Origin of the sequence: Rhodococcus artemisiae, assembly GCF_036327795.1 — a bacterium.
GTDB lineage: Bacteria > Actinomycetota > Actinomycetes > Mycobacteriales > Mycobacteriaceae > Rhodococcus > Rhodococcus artemisiae.
The window spans coordinates 14307-38431 of record NZ_JAUTXY010000013.1 but is presented as its reverse complement, the minus strand read 5'-3'; the positions used below and the strand labels follow the sequence as shown (position 1 = coordinate 38431).

The 24125-nt window shown below is 63.5% G+C and carries 23 protein-coding genes; 21 read left to right on the top strand and 2 right to left on the bottom strand.

The window, feature by feature from the left end; translation table 11 throughout:
- Positions 1 to 27: 27 nt before the first annotated feature.
- A complete protein-coding gene (locus Q7514_RS23415) occupies positions 28 to 864 on the bottom strand; it encodes a glucose 1-dehydrogenase (RefSeq protein WP_330135661.1) in 837 nt (278 codons plus the stop codon).
- Positions 865 to 965: 101 nt separating this feature from the next.
- On the opposite strand from Q7514_RS23415, the gene Q7514_RS23410 reads away from it, so the two are divergent.
- The 8 genes from Q7514_RS23410 to Q7514_RS23375 all read left to right on the top strand — a co-directional run bounded on the left by Q7514_RS23410 (position 966) and on the right by Q7514_RS23375 (position 10356).
- Positions 966 to 1781, top strand: a complete 816-nt coding sequence (locus Q7514_RS23410; RefSeq protein WP_330135660.1) for an enoyl-CoA hydratase/isomerase family protein — start codon at positions 966 to 968, stop codon at positions 1779 to 1781.
- 72 nt (positions 1782 to 1853) lie between these two features.
- Positions 1854 to 2891: an LLM class F420-dependent oxidoreductase gene (locus tag Q7514_RS23405; protein ID WP_330135659.1), complete on the top strand. Its 1038-nt coding sequence runs from the start codon at positions 1854 to 1856 to the stop codon at positions 2889 to 2891.
- Entirely contained in the window at positions 2888 to 4369 is a 1482-nt protein-coding gene (locus Q7514_RS23400; protein ID WP_330135658.1) for an acetyl-CoA acetyltransferase, read from the top strand. The genes Q7514_RS23405 and Q7514_RS23400 overlap by 4 nt, the downstream gene beginning before the upstream one ends.
- A gap of 86 nt (positions 4370 to 4455) precedes the next feature.
- Positions 4456 to 4773 carry a hypothetical protein gene (locus Q7514_RS23395; protein WP_330135657.1) on the top strand — a complete coding sequence of 106 codons (318 nt, stop codon included), beginning with the start codon at positions 4456 to 4458 and terminating at the stop codon, positions 4771 to 4773.
- Entirely contained in the window at positions 4770 to 5222 is a 453-nt protein-coding gene (locus tag Q7514_RS23390) for a Zn-ribbon domain-containing OB-fold protein (RefSeq protein ID WP_330135656.1), read from the top strand. Before Q7514_RS23395 ends, Q7514_RS23390 begins: the two co-directional genes overlap by 4 nt.
- Complete coding sequence (locus Q7514_RS23385; protein WP_330135655.1) at positions 5222 to 6412, top strand: thiolase C-terminal domain-containing protein; 1191 nt, start codon at positions 5222 to 5224, stop codon at positions 6410 to 6412. Before Q7514_RS23390 ends, Q7514_RS23385 begins: the two co-directional genes overlap by 1 nt.
- Before the next feature lie 31 nt (positions 6413 to 6443).
- Positions 6444 to 7889, top strand: coding sequence for an aldehyde dehydrogenase (locus Q7514_RS23380; protein ID WP_330135654.1), 1446 nt, complete (start codon positions 6444 to 6446; stop codon positions 7887 to 7889).
- A 37-nt stretch (positions 7890 to 7926) separates the two neighbouring features.
- The gene (locus Q7514_RS23375) at positions 7927 to 10356 is read left to right on the top strand and encodes a CaiB/BaiF CoA transferase family protein (protein WP_330135653.1); all 2430 of its coding nucleotides are present in this window, start codon (positions 7927 to 7929) and stop codon (positions 10354 to 10356) included.
- 91 nt (positions 10357 to 10447) lie between these two features.
- On the opposite strand, the gene Q7514_RS23370 is transcribed toward Q7514_RS23375, so the two are convergent.
- Positions 10448 to 11686 (bottom strand): cytochrome P450, encoded by a 1239-nt coding sequence (locus Q7514_RS23370; RefSeq protein ID WP_330135652.1) that lies wholly within the window; start codon positions 11684 to 11686, stop codon positions 10448 to 10450.
- A 362-nt stretch (positions 11687 to 12048) separates the two neighbouring features.
- Between Q7514_RS23370 and Q7514_RS23365 the strand changes: the two genes are divergently transcribed.
- The 13 genes from Q7514_RS23365 to Q7514_RS23305 all read left to right on the top strand — a co-directional run bounded on the left by Q7514_RS23365 (position 12049) and on the right by Q7514_RS23305 (position 24095).
- The gene (locus Q7514_RS23365; RefSeq protein ID WP_330135651.1) at positions 12049 to 12525 is read left to right on the top strand and encodes a cupin domain-containing protein; all 477 of its coding nucleotides are present in this window, start codon (positions 12049 to 12051) and stop codon (positions 12523 to 12525) included.
- Between the two features lies 1 nt (position 12526).
- Positions 12527 to 13750 carry an LLM class flavin-dependent oxidoreductase gene (locus tag Q7514_RS23360; protein WP_330135650.1) on the top strand — a complete coding sequence of 408 codons (1224 nt, stop codon included), beginning with the start codon at positions 12527 to 12529 and terminating at the stop codon, positions 13748 to 13750.
- A 52-nt stretch (positions 13751 to 13802) separates the two neighbouring features.
- The gene (locus Q7514_RS23355; RefSeq protein WP_330135649.1) at positions 13803 to 14615 is read left to right on the top strand and encodes a mycofactocin-coupled SDR family oxidoreductase; all 813 of its coding nucleotides are present in this window, start codon (positions 13803 to 13805) and stop codon (positions 14613 to 14615) included.
- Between the two features lie 22 nt (positions 14616 to 14637).
- The gene (locus Q7514_RS23350) at positions 14638 to 15114 is read left to right on the top strand and encodes a Zn-ribbon domain-containing OB-fold protein (RefSeq protein WP_330135648.1); all 477 of its coding nucleotides are present in this window, start codon (positions 14638 to 14640) and stop codon (positions 15112 to 15114) included.
- On the top strand, positions 15111 to 16286 hold the full coding sequence (locus Q7514_RS23345; RefSeq protein ID WP_330135647.1) for a thiolase C-terminal domain-containing protein: 1176 nt from the start codon (positions 15111 to 15113) through the stop codon (positions 16284 to 16286). Before Q7514_RS23350 ends, Q7514_RS23345 begins: the two co-directional genes overlap by 4 nt.
- Before the next feature lie 18 nt (positions 16287 to 16304).
- The gene (locus Q7514_RS23340) at positions 16305 to 16793 is read left to right on the top strand and encodes a lipocalin-like domain-containing protein (protein WP_330135646.1); all 489 of its coding nucleotides are present in this window, start codon (positions 16305 to 16307) and stop codon (positions 16791 to 16793) included.
- A 72-nt stretch (positions 16794 to 16865) separates the two neighbouring features.
- The gene (locus Q7514_RS23335) at positions 16866 to 17396 is read left to right on the top strand and encodes a flavin reductase family protein (RefSeq protein WP_330135645.1); all 531 of its coding nucleotides are present in this window, start codon (positions 16866 to 16868) and stop codon (positions 17394 to 17396) included.
- Positions 17396 to 18058, top strand: a complete 663-nt coding sequence (locus tag Q7514_RS23330) for a TetR/AcrR family transcriptional regulator (protein ID WP_330135827.1) — start codon at positions 17396 to 17398, stop codon at positions 18056 to 18058. Before Q7514_RS23335 ends, Q7514_RS23330 begins: the two co-directional genes overlap by 1 nt.
- 74 nt (positions 18059 to 18132) lie before the next feature.
- On the top strand, positions 18133 to 19257 hold the full coding sequence (dctP, locus tag Q7514_RS23325; RefSeq protein WP_330135644.1) for a TRAP transporter substrate-binding protein DctP: 1125 nt from the start codon (positions 18133 to 18135) through the stop codon (positions 19255 to 19257).
- Positions 19258 to 19308: 51 nt separating this feature from the next.
- Positions 19309 to 20724: an aldehyde dehydrogenase family protein gene (locus Q7514_RS23320; RefSeq protein WP_330135643.1), complete on the top strand. Its 1416-nt coding sequence runs from the start codon at positions 19309 to 19311 to the stop codon at positions 20722 to 20724.
- Between the two features lie 47 nt (positions 20725 to 20771).
- Positions 20772 to 21962, top strand: coding sequence for an aromatic ring-hydroxylating oxygenase subunit alpha (locus Q7514_RS23315; protein ID WP_330135642.1), 1191 nt, complete (start codon positions 20772 to 20774; stop codon positions 21960 to 21962).
- A gap of 106 nt (positions 21963 to 22068) precedes the next feature.
- The gene (locus Q7514_RS23310) at positions 22069 to 22641 is read left to right on the top strand and encodes a TRAP transporter small permease subunit (RefSeq protein WP_330135641.1); all 573 of its coding nucleotides are present in this window, start codon (positions 22069 to 22071) and stop codon (positions 22639 to 22641) included.
- Complete coding sequence (locus Q7514_RS23305) at positions 22638 to 24095, top strand: TRAP transporter large permease (protein ID WP_330135639.1); 1458 nt, start codon at positions 22638 to 22640, stop codon at positions 24093 to 24095. The genes Q7514_RS23310 and Q7514_RS23305 overlap by 4 nt, the downstream gene beginning before the upstream one ends.
- Positions 24096 to 24125: the final 30 nt, after the last annotated feature.

The window sequence follows — 24125 nt, the reverse complement described above, 5'->3', positions numbered from 1 at the left end:
GATCGATACTCGAGCCGTGCGCGAAATTCAGTGCGCTGCGGTGCGACTCGATGCTGCTCGAGCTTCGTCCCGATAGTTCGACGGCCACTTCTTGCCCAGAGCCAGTCCGCCGTCGACTCCGAGTGTCTGACCTGTGACGAACGTCGAATCGTCCGATGCGAGGTACGCGGCGGCATGCGCGAGGTCTTCGGGTTCGCCGGCGCGGGGGATGGGCTGGAACTTTCCCAGGCTGCGGCGTACGGCGTCGACACTGCGATCGAGGGCCTCGTCTTCGAGTCCGGCGCCGTGTCCGACGATTCGGGTGGCGACACCGCCGGGTATCAATGCGTTGACGCGGATGTGGAACTCCGCCAGTTCCACAGCGGCAGTCCGGGTCAGTTGCAGGACGGCGGCCTTGGCGGCGCTGTACGGGTGCGGCCCGAATCCGGTACGCACACCGGCGACGCTCGAGACATTCACGATGCTGCCCGAACCCTGGTCGCGCATGACACGCGCGGCGTGCTTGGTGCCGAGGAACGCGCTGCGGGCGAGGACTGCGAACCCGTCCTCCCATTCTTCGAGGGAGGTGTCTTCGAGGAAGGTCCAGGTGCCTACGCGTCCGGCGTTGTTGACCATGCAGTCGAGCCGGCCGAACCGGTCGACTGCCGATGCGACGGCGTCGGCGACGTCGGATTCTTTGCGTACATCGGTGTGCAGGTATGCACTGTGATCGCCGAGGTCGGCGGCGACGGCTTCGCCGCGGGCGTCGTCGATGTCGGCAACGATCACGCGAGCCCCGCGCGCCGCGAATGTGCGAGCGGTGGCAGCGCCGATTCCGCTGGCGGCGCCTGTCACTACGGCAACCTTGCCGTCGAGATTTGTCACTTGCGACTCCTTCGGTCGGGCTTGCCCGGGTGGTTCCTTGAGCTTTTAATCTAAAGCCATTAGCCTGATTCTGTCGAGTACAACGTCCCTGGGAGAGTTACATGTCCGATGCGAAACTGGTGCTGACCGAGCGGCCTCGGCCGGGCATTCTGCTTATCCGACTCAACCGACCGGACGAACTCAACGCCATGAACGTCGATCTCATCGACGCATTGCACGAGGTGCTCGCCGAGGTGCGCGACGATTCCACCACTCGCGCGATCGTTCTCACCGGCGAAGGCCGTGCCTTCTGCGCAGGTCTGGATCTGCGCGGCTACGGAACCCCGCCGGGCGCGATGGAAGGGGAAGGGCGGGCGCAACTCGGATTGCGGGTGCAGAAGCACATCGCAGGCCTCGTCGATGCCTTCCGTAGCGCGCGACCCCCGATCATCGCCGCTGTCAACGGTGCGGCAGCGGGCGGCGGCATGTCGCTCGCTCTCATGTCCGACATCCGCATCATGTCCGAATCGGCAGTGTTTCACGCGGCATTCATCCGGCGCGGCCTGTCCAATGGAGACATCGGCATGAGCTGGCTCCTGCCCCGGATGATCGGCTTCTCGCGGGCCGCCCAGATCATGCTCACGGGTAGGTCCATCGATGCCGCCGAGGCCGAGCGCATCGGTCTCGTCTCGTCCGTCGAACCCGCCGACAAAGTGCTCGACACCGCGTTGGACACCGCAGATGCCATCGCGCAGAACAGCCCGTTCGGTGTGTGGATGACCAAGGAAGTCATGTGGTCGAACCTCGAGGCACCCAGCATGCGTGCCGCGATCGATCTCGAGAACCGGACGCAGATCCTCAGCTCGTTGACGCGGGATCACAAGGAAGCCGTCGTCTCGTTCCTGGAGAAGCGCCCGCCGGAGTTCAAGAACCACTGACGAGTCGCTAGCGACGATCGACCTGGCAGCCACCGACAGCACGAGGCAGAGGACACGAGGCAGGGGAACAGTATGAGAGTTGGAATCGCCGCAGGGTATTGGGGAGCGGGCCCGCCGCGCAATGTCGAACGGATACTGACGGAGGCCGAGGCGCTCGGCGTCGACAGCTTCTGGACAGCCGAAACATACGGGTCCGACGCGTTGACGCCCCTCGCATGGTGGGGTGCGCAGACGTCCACGATCAAGTTGGGTACGTCGGTGTGTCAGATGTCGGCACGTACGCCGACTGCGTTGGCGATGGCTGCGCTGACCCTCGATCACCTCAGCGGTGGACGCATGATCATCGGGATCGGCGCATCGGGGCCGCAGGTAGTCGAAGGCTGGTACGGACAGCCCTACCCACGACCCCTCGAGCGCACCCGCGAGTACATCGAGATCATGCGCAAGGTGTGGGCGCGTGAGGACCCCGTGACGTATTCCGGGCGCCAATATCAGCTTCCCCTGCAGGGCGGTTCCGGACTCGGCAAGCCGCTCAAGTCGATCGTTCATCCTCTGCGCAACGACGTCCCCGTCTACATGGGAGCGGAGGGGCCGAAGAACGTCGCGTTGGCCGCCGAGATCGCAGACGGGTGGACACCGCTGTGGTTCTCACCCAAGAGCGACGAATTCTACCGCAAGGCACTCGCCGAGGGCTTCGCCCGGGAGGGCGCACGTCGCACCGAAGACGACTTCGAGGTTGCGAACACGTGCTGGCTCGTGGAGAACGACGACGTGGAAAAGGCCGCCTCCCGGCTCAAGCCGACGGTTGCCCTGTACGCCGGTGGGATGGGTGCCAAGGGTGCCAATTTCCACAACGATGTGTTCGCGCGTATGGGCTGGGGAGACGTGTGCGCCGAGATTCAGGAGCTGTATCTCAGTGGACGCCCGGAGCTCGCGGCACAGGCGGTGCCCACAGAAATGGTCGAGGATGTCGCGCTGGTCGGTCCGGCAGACAAGATCATCGAAGAGATCGAAACCAAGTGGAAGCCTACGTGCCTGACCACGCTGATTCTGGGGGGATGGCCGAAGCCGGAGAACCGCGAGCGGATCCTCGAGGCGGTGCAGTCGTGACGCTCGACCCGAAGACCCCGATCCTCGTCGGCACCGGCCAGATCAATGAGCGTGAAGGCGGCGTGGAGCCGGTCGATCTGATGGTGCGCGCGGCGCGTGCGGCTGCTGCCGATGCCGGCTCCGCGCGACTGCTCGAACTCGTCGACTCGGTTCGTGTGGTCGGCCTGTTGTCGTGGCGCTACCGCGATCCGGGCGCGCTCGTCGGCGAGCGTCTCGGCGCGACCGTCCGGCATACCGGGTACACCGGGAACGGTGGCAGCTCGCCGCAGGTGCTGGTCAACGGCGCCGCCGAGGACATTGCAGCCGGACGCGCCGACGTCGTGCTCATCGGCGGAGCGGAATCCTGGCGGACCCGCACGAAACTACGCGCGCAGAAGCTGCGACCCGAGTGGACCGTGCAGGACGAGTCGGTACCTGACGCCGAGATCATGGTCACCGACGTACCGATGGCGGCCGAGAGTGAACGCCGGATCGGACTGGATCGGCCGTCGTACGTGTATCCGCTGTTCGAGCAGGCGTTGCGCCTGTCGGCAGGACGCTCACGCGAGGAGCACCAGGAATTCGTCGGCGGCCTGTGGTCGCGGTTCAGCAAGATCGCCGCGACCAATCCGAACGCGTGGGTGCAGCGCGAGTACACGGCAGCGGAGATCGCGACGCCGTCGGCGGACAATCGCATGATCTCCACGCCGTACACCAAGCTCCTGAACTCCAACAACATGGTCGATCAGAGCGCAGTATTGCTGATGTGCTCGGTCGCTACCGCGACAAAGCTCGGAATTCCACAGGAGCACTGGGTATTTCCTCAATCCGGCACCGAATCGCACGATACGTACGCGATTGCCGAACGAGGCGCACTCGACGAGTCGCCGGCAATTCGAATTGCAGGTGCGCGGGCGCTCGAGCTCGCGGGCATCGGACTCGACGACGTCGCCCACGTCGACGTGTACTCGTGCTTTCCGTCGGCGGTGCAGGTTGCAGCGAACGAACTGGGGCTCACGCTGGACGATCCGGGTCGGCCCCTCACCGTCACCGGTGGTCTGACCTTCGGTGGCGGGCCGTGGAACAACTACGTGAGTCACTCGATCGCGACGATGGTGACTCGCCTGCGCGAATCTCCGGGCGCGTACGGCCTCGTCACGGCCAACAGCGGCTATCTCACCAAGCACGCCATGGGCGTGTACCGGACCGAACCTCCCGCCGGGAAGTTCAGGCGACTGAACGTACAGGCAGAGGTCGACGCGCAGCGCACGACGAAAGCGCTCGTGTCCTATGTCGGCACGGCGTCGGCGGAGTCGTGGACCGTGGTGCACGACCGCGGCGGCGACGCGCAGCAGGGCTTCCTGTCGGCACTCACCGCGGCGGGCGAGCGGACGCTTGCCACGACCACGGACACCGGCGACCTCGCTCGGCTCGTCGCCGAGGATGTTGCAGGTCAACGTGTCGCGATCTCGGAAGGCGGGCAGTTCCGCTTCGCGTGACGTTGACGACATTTACCTAAAGACATAAGGTTAAGCCACTGAGTGGACACGACAGGTTCGTGTCACGGAACCGAGGAGTGACGCACATGTCTGTCGAAGACTTCCGTGTCTTGTACGAGCAACACGTCGGCAATGTCCACGTCGGGGACATGAAGGCATGCCTCCGCGACATGGTGCGCGAGAACATTCCGGCGGTCTTCGAGGGCATCGACACCCCGCGCGAAGCCACGAAGGGGTTCGAGATCAAGGACGTGCGGGCAGAGGGCGACCTCATGGTGGGCGAGACCGTCTACGACATGGGCGACCGCTCGATCGGGCTGCGTTCCATCTGGGAACTCCACGACGGCCGATGGCTGGCAGCAAGGCTCGAGAACTTCCCCACCGGAACGGATGTAAGCGAATGACGACAACGGAATCCGCGACCGAACCGTGGGGCCCGGTCCCCGACGGACTCGATCAGTCGTACTGGGACGGCCTCCTCGAAGGTGAGCTGCGGCTGCAGCGGTGCGCCGCATGCCGCACCTGGATCTGGGGCCCGCAGGCCATCTGCGGCCACTGCCATAGCTTCGAGGTCGAGTGGGAGGTCGTCGAGCCTGTCGGCACCGTCTACAGCTGGAATCGCAGCTGGTACCCGTACATGGAGGAATACGCCGACAACCTCCCGTACGTGACCGTCCTCGTCGAACTGCCCCATGCAGGTGGCCGACGGGTGCTGGGCATCCTCACCGACGGCATCGACGCGAGCCCCGAGATCGGGGACCGGGTCGTCGGAGTATTCGAGCGGGCCGAGGGTGCCACGTGGCCACTGCTGCGCTGGCACCGCGCCGACGCGAGCTCGGAAGGGGAACAGTGATGAGCAACATCATGCGCGGTGCCGCCGCGGTCGTCGGCATTGCCGAACAACACTACCGCCGTGGCGAAGCCCCACACAGCGAGAAGCGCATGACTCTCGAGGTCATCCTCGAAGCATGTGCCGACGCCGGGATCAGCCCTCGCGAGGTCGACGGCTTCGTATCCTTCGCCGGTGGCGACAACGACGGTGCCATCCTCGGCGGTGCGCTACTCATCGACGAACTGCGCTGGTCGAACATGATGTGGGGCGGCGGCGGTGGCAGTGTCGCAGCCGCTATCACCAACGCCGCCGCGGCGATCGCCACCGGGCAGGCCGAGTGTGTTGTGGTGTATCGAGCGATGTCGCAGGCGGATACAGGCCGACTGGGGTACGCGAAGTACCACTACGGCAGCCACTTCCTCGCACACGGCGTCGGCTCGCCCGCGCAGATCTGCGCGATGCGTACCCAGCGGATGCTCGAGCACGGCGGTGTGCCGCGCTCCGCGATGCGCTCTCTCGTACTCGCGGCCTACCAACACGCGCAGAACAACCCGACCGCGCAGGGCCACGGCCGCCCCCTCGATGAAAAAACCTACGACGACTCGCGGTTGATCGCCGAGCCGTTCCATCTGTTCGACTGCTCCCGCGAGAGCGACGGCGCGGTCGCGCTGGTGCTCGTCTCGTCGGACAGGGCCAAGACGCTGCGCCGCGACCCGGCGTATCTGCTGGCGGGCGCACAGGGCGCACCGGGTGGATATTCGGAACTGATCGACAATGATCTCGACGAGCAGTACATGAGCGCCGGGTTCGGCCCGGCGAACAACGGTAAACCCGGTGTTGCCGAACGGCTCTGGTCCGCAGCAGGTCTCGGGCCGGACGACGTCGACGTGGTGCAGGTCTACGAGAACTTCAGCGGCCCGGCCGTTGCGGCACTGATCGATCACGGACTGTGCCCGCCGGCGGAAGCCGCCGGCACCTTCATGACCGTCGAGAATCTCACCGCTCCGAGCGGCAAGCTGCCCATCAACACCAGTGGTGGCAACCTCGCCGACTCGTTCATCAACGGACTCAACCTTGCACTCGAAGCAGTTCGGCAGATCCGCGGCACCTCGACCAACCCGGTGGCTGCTGCGAAGACATCCCTGTTCATCGGCGGACCGATGGCGCCGCTGGTGAGTTCGGTGCTGTTCGGCCACGAAGACACCCTCTGACCACCACCCACCACCTGTGAAAGGGCACAACATGAACGATCATGACAGGAACGACCTGTTCATCGGTGGCCGGTGGGTGGCACCGCGCTCCGGGGCAACCGCCGACGTCATCGAAGCAGCCACCGAGAAGGTGCTCGGCCGGACCGCCATGGCTTCGAACGCCGACATCGATGACGCTGTCTCGGCCGCACGCACAGCGCTGTCCGGGCCATGGAGCACACTGACCAACGCCGAGCGCGCCGATCTGCTCGACAGGTTCGCCGCCGCCCTCAAGTCCCGAGGCCGTGACACCTCCCGACTTGTCAGTCGTGAGAACGGCATGCCTATTGCACTGTCGAACGGTGTCAACGGTTTCGGGCCCGCAGCGATGATCTCGTACTATGCAGGCCTGATCCGCGACGCATCCAACGAGGACGTGCGCCCGAGCATGTTCGGTGGCCGCACTGTCGTACGGCGTGAGCCCGTCGGCGTGGTCGCGGCGATCACGCCGTGGAACTATCCGCAACCCCTCGCCGCGATGAAACTGGCCCCGGCGTTGGCCGCGGGCTGCGCCGTCGTGCTCAAGCCTGCGCCGGAGACCGCGCTCGATGCGTTCGTGTACGCCGACGCTGCCGTCGATGCAGGTCTACCCGACGGGGTGATCAACATCGTTCCCGCGGGCAGGGACGAGGGTGCGTACCTGGTCCAGCATTCCGGCATCGACAAGGTTGCGTTCACCGGTTCCACCGCCGCGGGGCGCGCGATCGGCGAGGTGTGTGGTCGGTTGCTGCGGCCGGTGACCCTCGAACTCGGCGGTAAGTCTGCGGCGATCGTCACCGAGCGCGCAGACCTCGACGTATTCACCAAGAACCTGCTCGCGGTGTCGCTGGTCAACAACGGTCAGACCTGTCATGCGAGTACCCGCATCCTGGCGCCGCGTTCGCGGTACGACGAGATCGTCGACGCGGTCACTGAGACGGTGCGCTCCTTGACCGTCGGCGATCCTCTGGACAAGGGCACCGACATCGGTCCGTTGGTATCGGATGCACAGCGGGAGCGTGTCCTGGACTACATCGAGTCGGGTCGCGCCGACGGCTATCGGATCACCACCGGCGGTGGTGTGCCGGCAGCGCAGCCGCAGGGCTGGTTCGTCGAACCGACCGTGTTCGCCGATGTCGACAATTCGGCGCCGATCGCACAGGAAGAGATCTTCGGCCCGGTACTGACCATCACCGCGTACGACGGTGAGGACGACGCCGTCGCGATCGCCAACGATTCGATCTACGGCCTCGGCGGCACAGTGTGGACCACCGACGAGGAGCACGGCCTCGATCTGGCTGCGCGGATCCACAGCGGCACCGTCGGAGTGAACTATTACGAACTCGGCGTCGAGGCACCGTTCGGTGGTGTCAAGGCGTCGGGTCTGGGCCGTGAACTCGGCCCCGAGGGACTCTCACCGTATTACACCTCGAAGTCGGTGTACTTCGGCACCCAATGACCCTGAAACAGGTTCTGTAGCAAACACTTTGGAGCACATGATGGCACAACCACTGCAGGGTGTCCGGGTACTGGAACTCACGGACGGATTCGGTGACACTGCGGGGCGATTCCTCGCAGACCTCGGCGCCGACGTCGTCCGGGTGGAACTTCCCGGAGGGTCGGCCTCGCGAACAGCGGAGCCGATACGCAACGGCGTGAGCATCCCGTTCGCGCTCCGTAACGCGAACAAGCGCGGTGTCGTCCTCGACCTCGACACGGACGCCGATCGCGAACGGCTCCGGTACCTCGCACGCCGCTCGGATATTCTGCTCGAGTCGTTCGCGCCCGGCTACCTCGCTGCTCGGGGTGTAGGTGCTGCAGACCTGCGTGAGATCAATCCCGCTCTCGTGGCGGTGTCGATCACCGGGTTCGGTCAGGACGGTCCGTACCGAGACTGGGCGACGACGGAGCAGGTGCTCTACGCACTCAGCGGTGTGCTGTCGAGGTCCGGGGAACCGGGGGAGCGGCCGTTGCTCCCACCCAACGGACTTATCGACGAGTCGGTGGGTGTGCACACGGCATGGTCTGCACTTCTCGCCTACTTCGACAGATTGCACACCGGACGCGGGCAACTCGTCGACATCTCGGCGTTCGAGGTCATCGTGCACGGCTTCGACCCCGGATTCGGCGTGCAGGGCTCCGCCGCCGCCGGCCGGTCCGAGGACTTCCCGCGCGGCCGTCCCGACGCCGCCAATTTCTATCCCGTCTACCGGTGCGGCGACGGGCAGGTACGCATCTGTCTGCTCGCAAAGCGACAGTGGCGTGGGATGTTCGAGTGGCTCGGCGAGCCAGAGGAGTTCGCGGACCCGAAGTACGACACCATTCCCGCACGCTTCGCGGCATCCGACCGACTCAACCCGCTCATCGAGCAGTTGTTCAGCACCTACACTCGCGACGAACTCGTCGTCGAGGGGGCTGCCCGGGGGATTCCGATCGGTGGGTTGAACACCGTGTCGGAAGTGTTGACGACCGAACACTTCACTGCGTCCGGCACGTTCGTCGACGCCGAGATCGCCCCGGGACTCACTGCACGCATTCCCTCCGGGTACGCCAAGATCGACCGTGAACGAGCTGGATTCCACACTCGTGCGCCGGAACTCGGAGAGCACAACGTGGCGGTGTTCTCCGACTCCTCGGAGGAGGCCCGTGAATCGAACACCGCGCCGCCGAGGAAACCGGGAGTTCGCCCGTTCGAAGGACTGCGTGTCCTGGATATGGGCGTCGTGGTGTTCGGAGCCGAACTCGGACGTCAGTTCGCGGACAACGGCGCCGATGTCATCAAGATCGAGAATTCGAACTTCCCGGATGGACTGCGTCAATCCAAGCGGGGCGCCGCCCTTGCCGCGTCGGTCGCGTGGGGGCATCGCAATCGTCGCAGCCTCGGACTGAACCTACGCAGCCCCGAAGGCATCCGGATATTCAAGCGTCTGGTCGCCGAGGCCGACATCGTGCTGGCGAACTTCAAACCCGGCACCCTGGCCTCGATGGGACTGTCGTACGACGAGCTCGCCGCGATCAACCCTCGCATCATCGTCTCCGAGAGCAGCGCCTTCGGTAGCGTCGGGCCGTGGAACAAGCGGCTCGGCTACGGACCGTTGGTACGGGCTGCGTGTGGCGTCTCGGCGCTGTGGCGGTACTCGGACAGCGCCGACGGATTGTGCGACGGCTCCACTGTCTACCCGGATCACATCGCCGGCCAGGTCACCGCCACCACGATTCTCGCCACATTGATCGATCGACTGAGGACCGGGCGGGGTGCTGCGATCGAGGTCGCGCAGGCCGACACCGCAATCATGATGCTCGGCAACCAGCTCGTCGCCGAACATCTCGAGCCCGGGTCGATCAGTGCACCGGGAAATTCCGATCCGTATTCGGCACCCTCCGGTGTGTATCCGTGTGCGGGGGAGGACGAGTGGTGTGTGGTGACCGTGCGCGACGACACGGACTGGCCTCGCGTGTGCGGTGTGCTCGGACGACCCGATCTCGTCGACGACCCACGTTTCGCGACCACGGAGCGCAGGATCGCACACCGTGTGGAGGCCGACGAAGTTCTGGCATCGTGGCTGGCGGTGCACACACCGACCGAGGCGATGGAGTCTCTGCAGACTGCCGGTGTTCCGAGCGGTGCGATGATCCGGTTGCCGGAGTTGCTCACCGATCCCCAGCTTGTTGCGCGCGGCGCCTACACCGAACTCGAGCACGAGCTGCTGCCGACGCCGCTTCCGACAGCGAAGCAGGTGGCGCACTTCGCGACGTTGCCGGAGTGGCCGCTGCGGCGAGCACCGCTCGCGGGTGAGCAGACACGGGAGATCTGCGAAAGCGTGATCGGCCTGAACAGGGTCGAGATCGACTCCCTTGTGCGCGACGGGGTGCTGCAGCCGCCCGCCGATGATCCCGCACTGTTGCAGGTGTCCCCAGCTGTGTGACTCGAGAGCTGTCTGACTCGAGCGGGAAGGTCTCCGGAGTTCTCCGGGGACCTTCCCGCTTTCCCGACCGTGCGTGACCGGCCGAGGTCGGTCAGCTCGTCGACGGTGTGAAAGTGATCGGCAGCTTCTCGCATCCACGCACCTGGGACGAATGGAAGACCGGAGGATTGTCCGGGACGAGGGCGTAGTCGGGGATCCTCTTGTGGATCTCCTCCATGGCGAGTCTCAGTTCGAGCCGGGCGAGGTGGGAGCCGAGGCAGCGATGCGGGCCGGCACCGAACCCGATGTGACGGTTGGGATGCCGTTCGATCTGCAGCTCGTCGGGATCGTCGAACTCGTTGTCGTCACGATTGGCGGACGTCATCACCACGAGGAGTTGGTCGCCGGCCTTGATCGACACCTCACCGATCTCGACGTCACGGGTCGCGCGCCGCCCTCCACTGGTGGCGGTTTCGATACGCAGAATCTCCTCCACCGCGGACGGGATCAACGTCGGATCATCGATGATCGCCTGACGCTGCTCGAGGTTGCGCGACAGGTGGATCAGTCCCCAGGCGAGTGCTCCTTGGACGGTATGCAGTCCCGCGACCAGAAGCAGGAAGAACATCCGGCACAGCTCCTCGTCGGTGAGTTGCCGCGGCGTTCCCTCGACATCGAGCGGTGTATCGATGATCTGCGTCGTGAGAGAGTCGGAAGTGTCCTCGCCGGATCGGACTCGCGCGATGACCCGCCCGAAATACTCGTAGATCTCGCCGGCCGCCTCCGAGCGTGCCTCGGAGGATTCCTCCTCGCTCGCGCCGGGGATGCCCTGGAGCGTGATGTCGGTCCATTCCGTGAAGCGTGGCGCGTCGCTCAACGGCCATCCCATGAGGGCAAGGAAGATTCGAGTGGGCAGTTCGTGTGCGAACTCCGATATGAATTCGGCTTCGCCCTTGTGCGCGAATTGGTCGATCAGTTCGGTGATGATTCCCCGGATCTCGGGTTCGAGTGCCTTCATCTGCTTGGGGCTGAACAGCGGCTGCAATGCCTGCCGGTAGTAGCTGTGCTCGGGTGGATCGAGTTCGAGCGGGAGGAACTTGCCCTGTGCGGCATTCAGGAGATTGTTGGGAAAGCTCGAGAAGGTCTCGGGATCCTGGAGGACCTGGAGGGCTTCCCTGTACCGCGTGACGACCCAGTGTCCGCCGTGATGGGGCGAGTAGAGGATCGGTCCCTGTGTGCGCAGCGCAGCGACACGATCCTGGAATACATCGGAAGGCACGGCCAGGGACGGATCGTAGACGTCGAAGTCGGTGATCAAGTGTGCGGGAATGTCGATCTGTGTCGTGGTCATCGGGATCCTTCACGAGGGGGAGTGGCCCGAACATCACCTCGCGGCGCGTCGACGTTCCGGGACATCGGGTGCGTGCTGTCGCCGCGAGATGAGGGCTGATGTGAGTAGGCGATTGCCCTGCGACGAAGGTAGATCAGCGATTTCGCGCGGTCAACAGTGCATGTGCTGAATGTCCGCTTTTTGCGGGTAGCGCTGGTACGCAGGATGCACATGCTTGACCGTTTAACCGATGGGGTTTAGATTAGTTGAATGTGATCCACGGCACGAATGCCTCAGCTTCGTGGATCTCAACTATGTGAAGTCATTGCCGGGCAAGTGAATCGACAGCTGCCCGTTGCCGGTGTCATTCCGAAGGGCAATACATGAGCTTTCGCCGCGTCATCGCTGCAGAACAGAACGGTACAGCTGTGTTGATCGCCGACGAGAAGATCGAGCGGATCGATGCCGCAGGCCTCGACCCGATCTGGCGTACCGATGCCGTTCCCGAGGTACCCAACCCGGGCCGTGTGCCCGAAACCGTCGGATTTCCCGATCCCGGTGGCGTCTGGGTGATCGGCTGGGTGCTCGAGCCCGGACGAATCGGCGACAGTGACAACGGAATCGTCGAGATGGACGAGTCTGCGCCGGGATTCCACCGCACCGACTCTGTGGACGTGCATGTGCTTCTCGAGGGGTCACTGGTGCTCGAGCTCGACGACGGAGTGGAAATTGAACTGAACGTCGGCGACACGGTGGTCGTCAACGGCAACAAGCATCGATGGCACAACCGAAGTGACGAGACGGCCAGGGCCATCGTCACCATCTGCGGTGCATCGCGCAACGACCGACGGGAGATCTGATATGGAACCGAAACCTGTGAACAATGGTTCGGCGGCGGACAGTCAACCGGCCACGCGGAGGGCACCGCTTCGGTGCGGTGTGTTCCTGCCGCCCTACCACAACCCTCGGCGCAATCCCACGCTGGCGATCGAGCAGGACCTACGCCACGTCGAGGACCTCGATCGGCTCGGTTACCACCAGGTGTGGTTCGGGGAACACCACAGTGGCGGATATGAGGTAGGGCCGTCGCCGGAACTGATGATCGCGGCAGCCGCGCAGCGCACCTCGCGTATCGAGCTGTGCAGCGGTGTCATCTCCCTGCCGTATCACCATCCGTTGATGGTCGCCGATCGAATTGCCTTCTTGGACCACATGACTCGCGGACGTATTCGGATCGGTGTGGGCCCCGGCGCTCTTGTGGCCGATTCTCAGATGATGGGCATGGATTACAGCCTCCTGCGGCCACGAATGGAGGAATCCCTCGATGCCATTCTGGAACTGCTCACCACACCGGGACCGGTCGACCGAAAGACGGAGTGGTTCACTCTCGAGGACGCTCGCATCCAACTCGGCCCCTACTCGTACCCCGGGGTGCCGATTACCGTTGCGGCCGCGATGTCGCCGTCGGGCCCGAAGTTGGCAGGAAAGCACGGCCTCGGCCTGTTGTCCATCGGTGGAACAGGCGACAAGTCGATCGAGCTTCTCGAAAAGACCTGGGACATCACGACCGACGAAGCGAACGAGTACGGGCAGACGGTCGACCGGAACGAGTGGGCGATCGTCGGCAACATCCATATCGCCGACACTTTCGAGCAGGCGGTCGAGGACACCCGCTACGGGCTGCGCGACTTCATGGATTACCGCCATGTCGTCACTCCGATGAAGATGATCGAACCCGGCGAAGACGTCGCACACGAAGAGCTTGTCCGGCGCGTCAACGAGTCCGGATACGGCTGCATCGGCGACGCACAGGACGCCATCGACTACATCCAGAAGATCATCGACCGTACCGGCGGCTTCGGCACCTTCCTTGCGACCGCACACGACTGGGCCGACACCGAGGCAACCTCACGGATGTACCGCATCCTCATGCGTGACGTCATGCCGCGGTTCACAGATGCGTCCGAACCGCTCCTGAACTCCTACCGCTGGACACAGGCGCGCAAGGAAGGTTTCAGTGAGCGCTTCGCGACCGGCATCACCAAGGCGACACAGGATTACGAGCGCGCGAAGACCACGCGATAGCGAGTCCGGGAATTCCTCCTTCAATACCCTCATTACGAAATCAGGAGCATCGATGACCTCTCTCGAAGGAAAAGTTGCAGTCATCACCGGCGGAGCACGAGGGCAGGGCCGTTCACACGCGCTCACTCTCGCCGCCGCCGGCGCCAAGATCGTGGTGTGTGACGTTGCCGCACCGATCAAGGAAGTGCAGTACGCACTTGCCACACCGGACGATCTCGAGGAGACGATCCAGCTGGTCAAGGAGGCCGGCGGCGAGATCGCGGGTATGCAAGCGGATGTCCGGAGCAGCGCCGATATGAAAGCGGTTGCCGATCTGGCCGTGTCGCAATTCGGACGGATCGACATTCTGCTGGCGAACGCAGGCATCCACGATCACGCGGAGTCGACGATCGAGATCGACGACGACGCGTGGCAGACCATGCTCGACGTCAACCTCACCGGAGCATGGAAGGCATGCAAGGCCGTCGTCCCCGTGATGATCGAAGGGGGCCGCGGCGGCTCGATCGTGATCACCTCGTCAGTCGACGGACTGGGCGCGTCACCGTCGTGGGGCCACTACGGCGCCGCGAAGCACGGACTTCAAGGTCTGAAGGACACGCTCGCGTTCGAACTCGGCCAGCACAATATTCGGGTCAACACGGTCAACCCGACAGGGGTCAATTCGCCCATGGCAGCGGGTCTGTCGACGGTGCTTCCGCACGTGGTGCGGAAGTGGAAGGACAACGACCGCACGAACCTGCTCGACGTGATGATGCTCGAACCGCAGGACATCTCCGATGCCGTGCTGTGGCTGGTATCCGACGCCGCGAAATACGTCACCGGGATCGACGTGCCGATCGACGCGGGATACCTGACCAAGCACTGATTCACGAGAGTGGAGTGATCCGATGACACCGAGTGCCGAAGTGGCCAGGCAGTTCCCGGCCACATCCCTGGCCGGTCCGTACGAGGACGGCCTGGACCTGCCGTACTGGGAGGGACTGCGGGCGGGTGAACTGCGGCTGCAGAAATGCGGCGAGTGCGGTCTGTGGATCTGGGGGCCACGCTGGATGTGCGGTCAGTGCCAGGCGTTCGACCCGGAATGGGTCGCCATCGAACCGGTCGGGCGGGTCTTCTCGTGGTCGCGGACCTGGCACCCATTCATCCCCGACCTGGCCGACCACCTGCCGTTCATCACGGTGCTCGTCGAACTTCCACATGCGGGAGGGCGACGCGTCCTCGGTCTACTGGTGGACAGCGGCGACACCGATATCGCCATCGGAGATCCGGTGGCGGGCATCATCCAACAGCCCGCCGATTCGTCCTGGCCGGTGCTTCGCTGGCAACGGGCAACCATGCCGAGCGAGTCGGGAGAACAACGATGACCGATACATTTCTCCGCGGTGCGGCCGCTGTCGTGGGTGTCAGCGAGTTCCATTACAAGCGAGGTGAATCGCCCGATAGCGAGCTGAAGATGACGCTGCAGGCGATCGTCGAGGCCGCAGCGGATGCAGGTGTATCGCCGCGCGATATCGACGGCTTCGTCTCGTACGGTGGCGGCGAGAACGACGGAACGGTTGTCGGTGCGTCGCTCATGTCTCACCGGATCCGATGGTCGAACATGATCTGGGGCGGTGGCGGCGGGGGTGCCGCCGCCGCGATCACCAACGCGGCGGTGGCGATCGCTGCGGGTCAGGCAAAGTGCGTCGTGGTGTACCGAGCTATGGCACAACAGGATTCCGGGCGTCTCGGATACGCCAAGCATCACTTCGACGGTCACATGCTGCCGCACGGGGTCGGATCGCCGGCGCAGGCGTGTGCGCTGCGCACCCAGCGGATGCTCGAGCACGACGGTGTCCCCGACTCCGCGATGAGGTCACTGGTTCTCGCCGACTATTTCCATGCGCAGCAGAACCCGGATGCCGCGGCGTTCGGGCGTCCGCTCGACGAGGAGAAATACGAAGCGTCTCGCATGATCGTCGAGCCGTACCGGCTGTACGACTGCTCTCGCGAGAACGACGGTGCTGTCGCATTGATTCTGGTTGCCGCCGATCGGGCAGAGACGCTCCATCCGAACCCGGCGTATGTGCTGGCCGGGTGCCAGGGCGCGGTGGGTGGATACGCGGTCGATACCGAGAACGATCTCGAGTACACCTCGGCCGGATTCTCCGGAGCTGCAGGCGTCGCGGAGACCCTGTGGGCGGATGCCGACCTCGGTCCCGACCAGGTCGACGTGGTCCAGGTCTACGAGAATTTCAGCGGTTCCGGAGTCGCTGCGCTGATCGATCACGGGCTGTGCCCGTCCGGTGCCGGCGCAGGCAAAGTGATGACCCTCGACAACCTGACCGCGCCGCACGGACTGCTTCCGGTCAATACCAGCGGCGGCAACCTCGCAGATTCGTTCGTCAACGGAATGGGTCTGGGAGTCGAGGCTGTGCGCCAAGTACGTGGTACGTCGACCAACCAGGTGCCCGGCGCGCGGGTGTCCCTGTTCATCGGCGGACCCATGGCAGCGATCTCGAGCTCGATTCTCCTCTGCACGCGCGATGTGTTGTGAGTGGAAAGGAACCAGGACATGAGCACCGAGACCGACCTCGAGAGCACCGCGATCGCAGACCGGATCGTGGGATCGTGGGAACTCGTCGAATACTCGACTACTTCCGACACCGGGAAGGTCGACCACCCGCTCGGCCCCGACGCCCGCGGCCTGATCATCTACTCGTCCGACGGGTTCATGTCGGCGCAGATCATGCGACCGGACCGGACTCCGTATCGGTCGCCCAACGTGCACAGCGGAGAGATGAACGAACGGAGTGAGGCCGCAGGGGGCTACCTCGCGTACTCCGGCCCTTACCGCGTCGACGAGGACGACTCTGCCGTGTGGCACGAGATGGCGGTGTCGCTGTATCCGAACTGGCTCGGTGACGATCAGAAGCGGTACGTGCGTTTCGACCATGACCGGATGACGCTGTCGTCGGAGCCGCTCGTCTTCCGCACCGCCACCCTGTCGCCTGCTCTGATCTGGCGGCGTACCGGACTTCGCGCTGGTCGAGCTGTGTCATGAGGGACGATGCGCAGCGCGCCGGTGGATTGCGCCCACGGTGCACCTCGCACCCAGCGAATGGAAGGATGACACATGTCGACACAAGTGGACCACAGCACCCGTCCGGCAGTGGATACTCGGGAACTCCGGGATGTATTGGGGCACTTCTGTTCAGGCGTGACGATAGTGACGGCAATGTCAGGCGACGAGCCGGTGGGATTCACGTGCCAGTCGTTCTCGGCCCTGTCGCTGGACCCGCCTCAGGTCTTGCTGTGCCCGAGCCGGCGCTCGACCAGCTGGCCCGCGATCCGCATCGCCGACACCTTCTGCATCAACGTGCTCGCTTCCGAGCAGCAGGACCTCAGCGACGGATTCGCGAAAACGGGCCGACCGAAGTTCGACGGAGTGCAGTGGCGTCCTGCCGCGCACGGATCGCCGATCCTCGACGGTGTGGCGGCCTGGTTCGAAGTGGTGCTCGCTGCGGAGCACGACGGTGGCGATCATCTGATCGCGGTCGCGGACCTGCTCGATTTCGGAGCCGACTCGACCACCGAACCCCTGGTCTTCCACCGGAGTTGTTACGGCCGAGTCGTTGATCTGAGCCTCGACCGAAAGCGGGAATGATGGGACGACCGTCCAAGCCGCTGATCAGTCGGAGCGCGACGATCGCTGCGAGCATCGACATCATCGACACCGAGGGTATGGATGCGTTCAGTCTTCCTCGTGTCGCCAAGCAGCTCAACGTGAGGACCTCGTCGCTGTACCACCATTTCGCCGATCGTCGTGAGCTCATGACGGAGGTGGCGAAGGAACTGATGACCGAGGCGAAGGTACCCGAATATACTGTGGGAACGGACTGGGCGGACTGGTTCGTCGACCTCAGTCTCAATTACCGCGATGCGATTCTCCGCCATCCCAATGCGGCACTCGTGCTCCTGCAGTTTCTTCCGCGTGATGTCCTCGCGGGTACGTATGAGAAGTGCGCACGCATCCTCGACGACGGGGGTGTACCGGCGAACCTGCATGTGGTGATATTGGATGGTCTCGAGAAAATCTCCCTCGCAACTACTCTGACAGATCTGATGCGTGGACCGGTCGACAGTAGGGAAGTTTTTCCGAATGTCGATGCGCGAAGGCATCCGACGCTCACTCGTGCATTGGCTGCCAACACGTGGTCGTCGCGGGAGCTCTTCGTTGTCACGATCCGCGGATTCCTGTCCGGCGTGATGGGGCTGGTCACCGCGCCGGTGAGCGACCGGAGTCTGGAGGATTTCATCGGTTCGTAGCCGGTCCGAGTCGTCGTTGCGGGACGTCCGTGCGCGACTCGATTATTCATTGATGCACCTCGGAAAGGGATGCCGTGAAGATTTCCACCACACACATGTCACGCCTGGGCACGATTGCTGTGCTCGGTGCGCTCGGATTGGTTGCCACCGGCTGTTCAGGGGCGGTCAGCGATGACACCAAAGTTCTGACGGTCAGTGTGCCACGGTCGGAAGGCCATTCGCTGTCGATGGTGATGAAGGGGTGGGCGGAGGAGATCGAGACCGCCACCGATAACGGGATCACCTTCGAATTCAACTACGACAGTGCGTTGTGTCCCGAAGGCGATGCAGTGGAATGTATCGGCTCGGGACGTGCGGATTCGGGACAGAGTTCTCCCGCATGGGAGCCGGCCAAGTTTCCATTGACCACCGTGGGTGAAGTCGGTTTTGCGAGCGCAGATGTCGCAGCGGTCACCAAGGCTGTCAACGCGCTCGCAGACGAGAGCGAGGAGATTCAGTCGGAGTACGCGAACCAGAATCAGAAGCTGCTGTTCTTCACTGCTTTGAACCCGCTCATCGTAGCGACGTCACGGCAGGTCGACACTCTTGCAGACTTGCGAAATCTCAGTCTGCGAACCCCGGGTGTGTGGCCGAAGATCGCGGAACCCTTGGGTGTGGCACCGGTGGCTATGCCCCAGACCGAACAATACGAGAGCATCCAGCGCGGCGTGATCGACGGAACCGTCACCACTTTGGACGGTGCGTTGGAGGGCAGTCTGTTCGAGGTAGCACCGTACTACGGAGCCATCGGTGAGTACGTGGGCTCGAACATCATTGCGTCGTTCACCATGAACGCGGACGTCTACGAGAATCTGTCCGAGGATGAGCGAGCGGCCGTCGACAAGGCGAGCGACACCGTTGTCGCGGCATGGTACAGCGACTACCTCGCCCCAGAGAACGAGCGTGTCTGCGAGGTCCTTCGTGATGAAGGCGCCACGGTCTCCACTATCGGTACCGATGAAGAAGCCGAGTCGTGGGTCGCTGCGGCCAGGAAGGCGACCGAAGACAATTGGAAGGCCGGTGCGGCCGGGGCTATCGGGGATCCCGACGCGATGATTGCGCGATTCCGGGAACTGGTCGATCAGAACGTAGGTGACGCCGGCGGGCCGGTGAATGGCGTCCAGACATGTATCGGCGGACCGGGCACGCCCCGTCCTTGACGGAGATCGATCCACAACCCAGTTCCACCAAATGATGCGGAGTGACCGAACGTGAACAATGACCTATATGTGGATGGCAGATGGACTTCCTCTGAGAGCCGCGATCGTGTCGACGTGGTCAACCCGACCACCGAGGAACGGATCGGTGACGTCCCCGCCGGATCTGCGGCGGACGTCGATCGTGCGGTAACTGCTGCGAGACGCGCATTGGAGAAGTGGTCGCAACTCGAACCGCGCGTGCGCGCTGATTTCGTGTCGCGTTTGGCCGACGAACTGGAGCGACGACAGGACGAGATCACCGACATCGTCGTTGCCGAAGTCGGCACCCCGCGCAGGCTCGCCCGGTGGGCGCAGGTCGGGTTGGGCATCGTGGATTTACGTGAGGCGGTCACCGCTGCAGATGACTTTCCCTGGGAGGAGCCACTTCGCAATTCGCTGATCGTCCGTGAACCGGTCGGTGTCATCGGATGCATCACTCCGTGGAACTACCCGTTGCACCAGATCACTGCCAAGATCGGTGCCGCGCTCGTGACCGGGTGCACTGTGGTCGTCAAGGCCAGCGAAGTTGCCCCGTTCACTGCCCATGCTGTGGCGGAAGCGGTTGATGCGGTGGGAATTCCAGCAGGCGTATTCAACTTGGTTCACGGGTATGGACCGATCGTCGGCGAGGCCATCGCCGTCCATCCGGATATCGACATGGTCAGCTTCACCGGATCGAATTCGGTCGGTAAGCGAGTGCTGGAGCTGGCTGCCGGGACCGTGAAGCGTGTGTCGGTCGAGCTGGGCGGGAAGAGCGCCGCGGTGCTGCTCGACGACTTGAGCGACGAAGAGTTCGCGAAGGCGGTGCCGCACACCGTGCGTGCGGCATACATGAACGGCGGACAGTCCTGCAATGCGCAGACCCGTATGGTGGTTCCACGCTCTCGCCTTGCAGAGGCCGAGAAGCTTGCGGCGGCGGCGGTCGCTGCCTACGCGCCGGGCGACCCGGCCGAGAACGATACGAAGCTCGGTCCGATGGTAACTGCAGCCCAGCGCGACCGGGTCCTCGACTATATCCGTTCCGGCATCAAGGAAGGTGCGAAGCTTGTCGTCGGCTCGGTCGACGCACCGGCGCGCACCGGCTTCTTCGTCGAACCGACCGTGTTCTCCGAGGTCGACCCGGACAGCACGATCGCACAGGAAGAGATCTTCGGTCCGGTGCTGTCGATCATTGCGTACGACACGCCCGAGCAGGCCGTCGAGATCGCCAACGGGACGATCTTCGGCATCGCCGGTGCTGTGTGGTCGTCAGACTCCGCGCGTGCGAAAGCGGTTGCGCGCAAATTGCGCGCTACCCAGATCGAAGTGAACGGTGGAAAGTTCAACGGTGCTGCACCGTTCGGCGGATTCAAGCAGTCCGGCCACGGGCGCGAGGGCGGGGCGTTCGGCCTCGAGGAGTTCACCGAAATCAAGAGCCTGCAGTTGTAGCGACGATGTTGCGGTGCCCGCAGGGGCGCCGCGAAGGAGTGAACACGATGCTCTACACGGATCTGCCCTATGACGAGGAGACGAAGACCGGGTTTGCCCGGGCGATGTTCGATCATCTCGACAACGGCACCACCGACATGGCACCGGACATCCTCGAGATCGACCCACGGATCTACACCGATCCGGAACTCGCAGCCCGTGAGCGCAAGGAACTGTTCGGATACGTGCCCATCATTGCGGCGCACAGTACCGAACTGCCCGACAGGAACGACTTTCTGACCGTCCGGTTACCCAACAATGAGGTTGTCCTCGTTCGGCAACCGGATGGGGAAGTGCGAGGCTTCGTCAACACCTGTCGACACCGAGGAGGCAGGCTCGTCCCCGAGGAGAAGGGCACGAAGCGGATCTTCTCGTGCCGCTACCACGGCTGGGCGTATGGGGCAGATGGTAGTCTCCGGTCCATCGCGGACGAACCCACGTTCGGAACGGTCGACCGCAACTGCATGAGTCTGCTGGAGGTGCCGGTCGAGGAGCGGCACGGCTTCGTCTGGGTCATCGATTCGGCAGCAGATGACCGCAAGATCGACATCGCAGAGTGGCTCGGACATGATTTCGACGACTCTCTCGCCGCCATGGAGATGGACCGGTATACCTGTTATACCGTCGGGACTTTCGATGTGGACATCAACTGGAAGGTCCTGATGGATGCTTTCCTCGACGGCTACCACATCACCTCGACCCACGCCGGAACCGTCGCTCCCTACTTCTACAACAATGCACAGTTCTGGCAGCCGATGGGACGGCACGGCCGAATGGTGACTGCGCGCAAGAGCATCGACACTGTTCGGGGAGGATCACCCGCGGATGCCCCGATCGACCGGCACATCACTGTTGCGCACTTCCTGATGCCGAACATGACGGTGCTGCGCCAACCGGACCACCTGGAGGTGCTCAACTTCGTCCCCGCTCCCGGCACTGCGGTCGGAACTCGCATGCAGATGCGCCTCCTCACCCGCGAACCTGCCGTGACGGACGAACAGAAGGCGCGCTGGGACAAGAACTGGGCCATTCTCATGGCTGTGCTTCGCGACGAGGACCTCGTGGTCAATGACGGGTTGCAGAAGGCTGTTTCGAACACCGATATCGGTCCGCTCTACTTCGGGCGCAACGAGATTGCCAACCAGCACTTTCACCACTGGATGGCGCGTGCGTTCGCGGATCCACGGAAGTGGGGATGAGTTCCGGCATTCGCGAGATCTGAGAGGGGCGACCGGCGTTGTCAACGGTAGCCAGTGTGCACTCGGTAGCACCCGCAACCCGAGTTCGGTCGAAGGGAAAGAGTCCATGGTCCGTCTGGACACCGTGATGAAACGGATATCGCGAGTACTGGCTTACATTGCAGCGCTGTGCACCATGGCGATCATGGTGGTGATCATTCTCGACCTTGCATTCCGGACGATAACCGGCCGATCATTGGTCGGTGCTTTCGAAGTCGTCGTCATGCTCGTGGTGTGTGTGGTGTTCCTCGGATTGCCGTATGCCGAAAGATCGGGCACGGCGGTCCGCGTCACCCTCTTGACCGACCGGCTCGGAGCTCGCTCGGCGAACGTCGTTCGGTTGGTGGCCATGGCGTTCGCTCTGATCGTCACGTGCTGGTTCACGTGGGCGAGCTATGGATCGCTCGGGTCGTCGGTGAGTGGACACGAATACATGGCCGGACTCGTGAAGTTTCCGACGTGGCCGATGCGCATCATGATCTCGATAGGGTTCACGATCCTGTGTCTGGTGCTGCTTCAAGCGGTTCTCGAAAGGGTCATCGCCCTGGGTGTGCCGAGCCCGGCTCGTAGCGCGTTGCAGGTGGATGAGTTCGATGACGGTGTCAGCGCGAGTTCCACGGTCGAGGAAGGAAAGTCATGACCGTCATGATGGTCGTTTCGCTCGTATTGGTGCTGTTCTTCGTGCTTCTCGCGATCGAGACACCGATCTTCCTGGCGTTGGGCGGTGCGGGAGTGATCGGCATCGTTCTCCTGCGCGGCACGGATGCCGGAACGTCTGTGCTGGCGAGTGCACCGTACAACTCGACGTCGAGCTTCACTCTTGCGGTGATCCCGATGTATGTTCTGCTCGGCATGTTGGCTCTGCACGGCGGATTGGCCGAACGTGTCTATCGCGTCGGAAGCAACGCGCTGCGGTCACTACCGGGTGGCATGGGAATCGCGACTGTCGCTGCATGTGCAGGCTTTGCGGCAGTGTCGGGATCGAGTATCGGCACGGCCGCGAGTATCGGTCGGACCTCGGTCGGTGAGATGCGTCGATACGGATATCCAGCGGGCTTTGCTGCCGGGATCGTCGCGGGAGCGGGGACATTGGGTATTCTCATCCCGCCGAGTTCCGCCCTGGTCATCTATGCGGTTCTCTCGGGAGAATCGGTCGCGAAGTTGCTGACCGCCGGCATCATTCCCGGTGTCATGCTCGCGTGCCTCATGGCACTCTACGTATTCGTCCGCGCCCGCAGAGTATCGTCAGAGCCGCAGGTTGCTCTGGCAGAAGAACTTGCGTTGGCCTCAGGAGGTGTGTCGGTCTCGGAATCCGGTACGGCGCTGCGTACAAACGGTTCTTCGAATGTGGTGGTCGCGCCGAGGCCCGTCCCGTCGGAGGATTCCGGAGATTCCGGCAGCAACGAGAACGCGCACTTCACCCGTGGGCAATTGACACGTTCGGTCGTCTGGATCGGGATGATCTTCGTCGCCATCTTCGTCGGCATCTTCACCGGTTTGTTCACGGTGACAGAATCGGCGGCGATCGGTGCGCTGCTCGCGCTGGTGATGCTCCTGGTGGAGAATTTCAGAACCGGGTGGCGAGGGTTGTGGGATCGGGTGCGGGAAGCGACGTTGGAATCCGCCGCCGTGACCTCGATGTCGTTCAGCCTACTGGTGGGCGCGTCGGTGTTCTCGACCTTTCTGGTGATGGCGCGGATACCCGCGAAGTTCGGCGCGTGGCTCACCGGGCTCCAGATTCCGCCGATACTGATCGTCGTTCTTATCCTGGCAGCTCTGATTCCGCTCGGGATGTTCCTCGAGACGATGTCGATCATGGTCATCTTCGTTCCTTTGGTCCACCCAGTAGTGGTCGATATGGGCTACAGCGGACTGTGGTTCGCCATCCTGTTCGTCATCATGATCGAGTTGGGCTTGATCACCCCTCCGGTCGGGATGAACGTGTTCGTGGTCTCCACCACGGCGAAGGTGAAGCTCGAGACTGTGTTTGCCGGAGCAATGCCGATGTGCGCCATCATGATAGGCGCGGTTGCGCTGTTGATCGCGTTTCCGGATATCGTCACGTGGCTGCCGAGCCTGGCCGATGAACCGTAGAACTCGCCCCCCGGCGACCACCGATCGTGA

Coding starts and splice junctions, on each gene's coding strand:
- Q7514_RS23410 (WP_330135660.1), top strand. CDS start 966: ATGTCCGATGCGAAACTGGTGCTGACCGAGCGGCCTCGGCCGGGCATT.
- Q7514_RS23405 (WP_330135659.1), top strand. CDS start 1,854: ATGAGAGTTGGAATCGCCGCAGGGTATTGGGGAGCGGGCCCGCCGCGC.
- Q7514_RS23395 (WP_330135657.1), top strand. CDS start 4,456: ATGTCTGTCGAAGACTTCCGTGTCTTGTACGAGCAACACGTCGGCAAT.
- Q7514_RS23390 (WP_330135656.1), top strand. CDS start 4,770: ATGACGACAACGGAATCCGCGACCGAACCGTGGGGCCCGGTCCCCGAC.
- Q7514_RS23385 (WP_330135655.1), top strand. CDS start 5,222: ATGAGCAACATCATGCGCGGTGCCGCCGCGGTCGTCGGCATTGCCGAA.
- Q7514_RS23380 (WP_330135654.1), top strand. CDS start 6,444: ATGAACGATCATGACAGGAACGACCTGTTCATCGGTGGCCGGTGGGTG.
- Q7514_RS23375 (WP_330135653.1), top strand. CDS start 7,927: ATGATGGCACAACCACTGCAGGGTGTCCGGGTACTGGAACTCACGGAC.
- Q7514_RS23370 (WP_330135652.1), bottom strand. CDS start 11,686: ATGACCACGACACAGATCGACATTCCCGCACACTTGATCACCGACTTC.
- Q7514_RS23365 (WP_330135651.1), top strand. CDS start 12,049: ATGAGCTTTCGCCGCGTCATCGCTGCAGAACAGAACGGTACAGCTGTG.
- Q7514_RS23360 (WP_330135650.1), top strand. CDS start 12,527: ATGGAACCGAAACCTGTGAACAATGGTTCGGCGGCGGACAGTCAACCG.
- Q7514_RS23355 (WP_330135649.1), top strand. CDS start 13,803: ATGACCTCTCTCGAAGGAAAAGTTGCAGTCATCACCGGCGGAGCACGA.
- Q7514_RS23350 (WP_330135648.1), top strand. CDS start 14,638: ATGACACCGAGTGCCGAAGTGGCCAGGCAGTTCCCGGCCACATCCCTG.
- Q7514_RS23345 (WP_330135647.1), top strand. CDS start 15,111: ATGACCGATACATTTCTCCGCGGTGCGGCCGCTGTCGTGGGTGTCAGC.
- Q7514_RS23340 (WP_330135646.1), top strand. CDS start 16,305: ATGAGCACCGAGACCGACCTCGAGAGCACCGCGATCGCAGACCGGATC.
- Q7514_RS23335 (WP_330135645.1), top strand. CDS start 16,866: ATGTCGACACAAGTGGACCACAGCACCCGTCCGGCAGTGGATACTCGG.
- Q7514_RS23330 (WP_330135827.1), top strand. CDS start 17,396: ATGGGACGACCGTCCAAGCCGCTGATCAGTCGGAGCGCGACGATCGCT.
- Q7514_RS23315 (WP_330135642.1), top strand. CDS start 20,772: ATGCTCTACACGGATCTGCCCTATGACGAGGAGACGAAGACCGGGTTT.
- Q7514_RS23310 (WP_330135641.1), top strand. CDS start 22,069: ATGGTCCGTCTGGACACCGTGATGAAACGGATATCGCGAGTACTGGCT.
- Q7514_RS23305 (WP_330135639.1), top strand. CDS start 22,638: ATGACCGTCATGATGGTCGTTTCGCTCGTATTGGTGCTGTTCTTCGTG.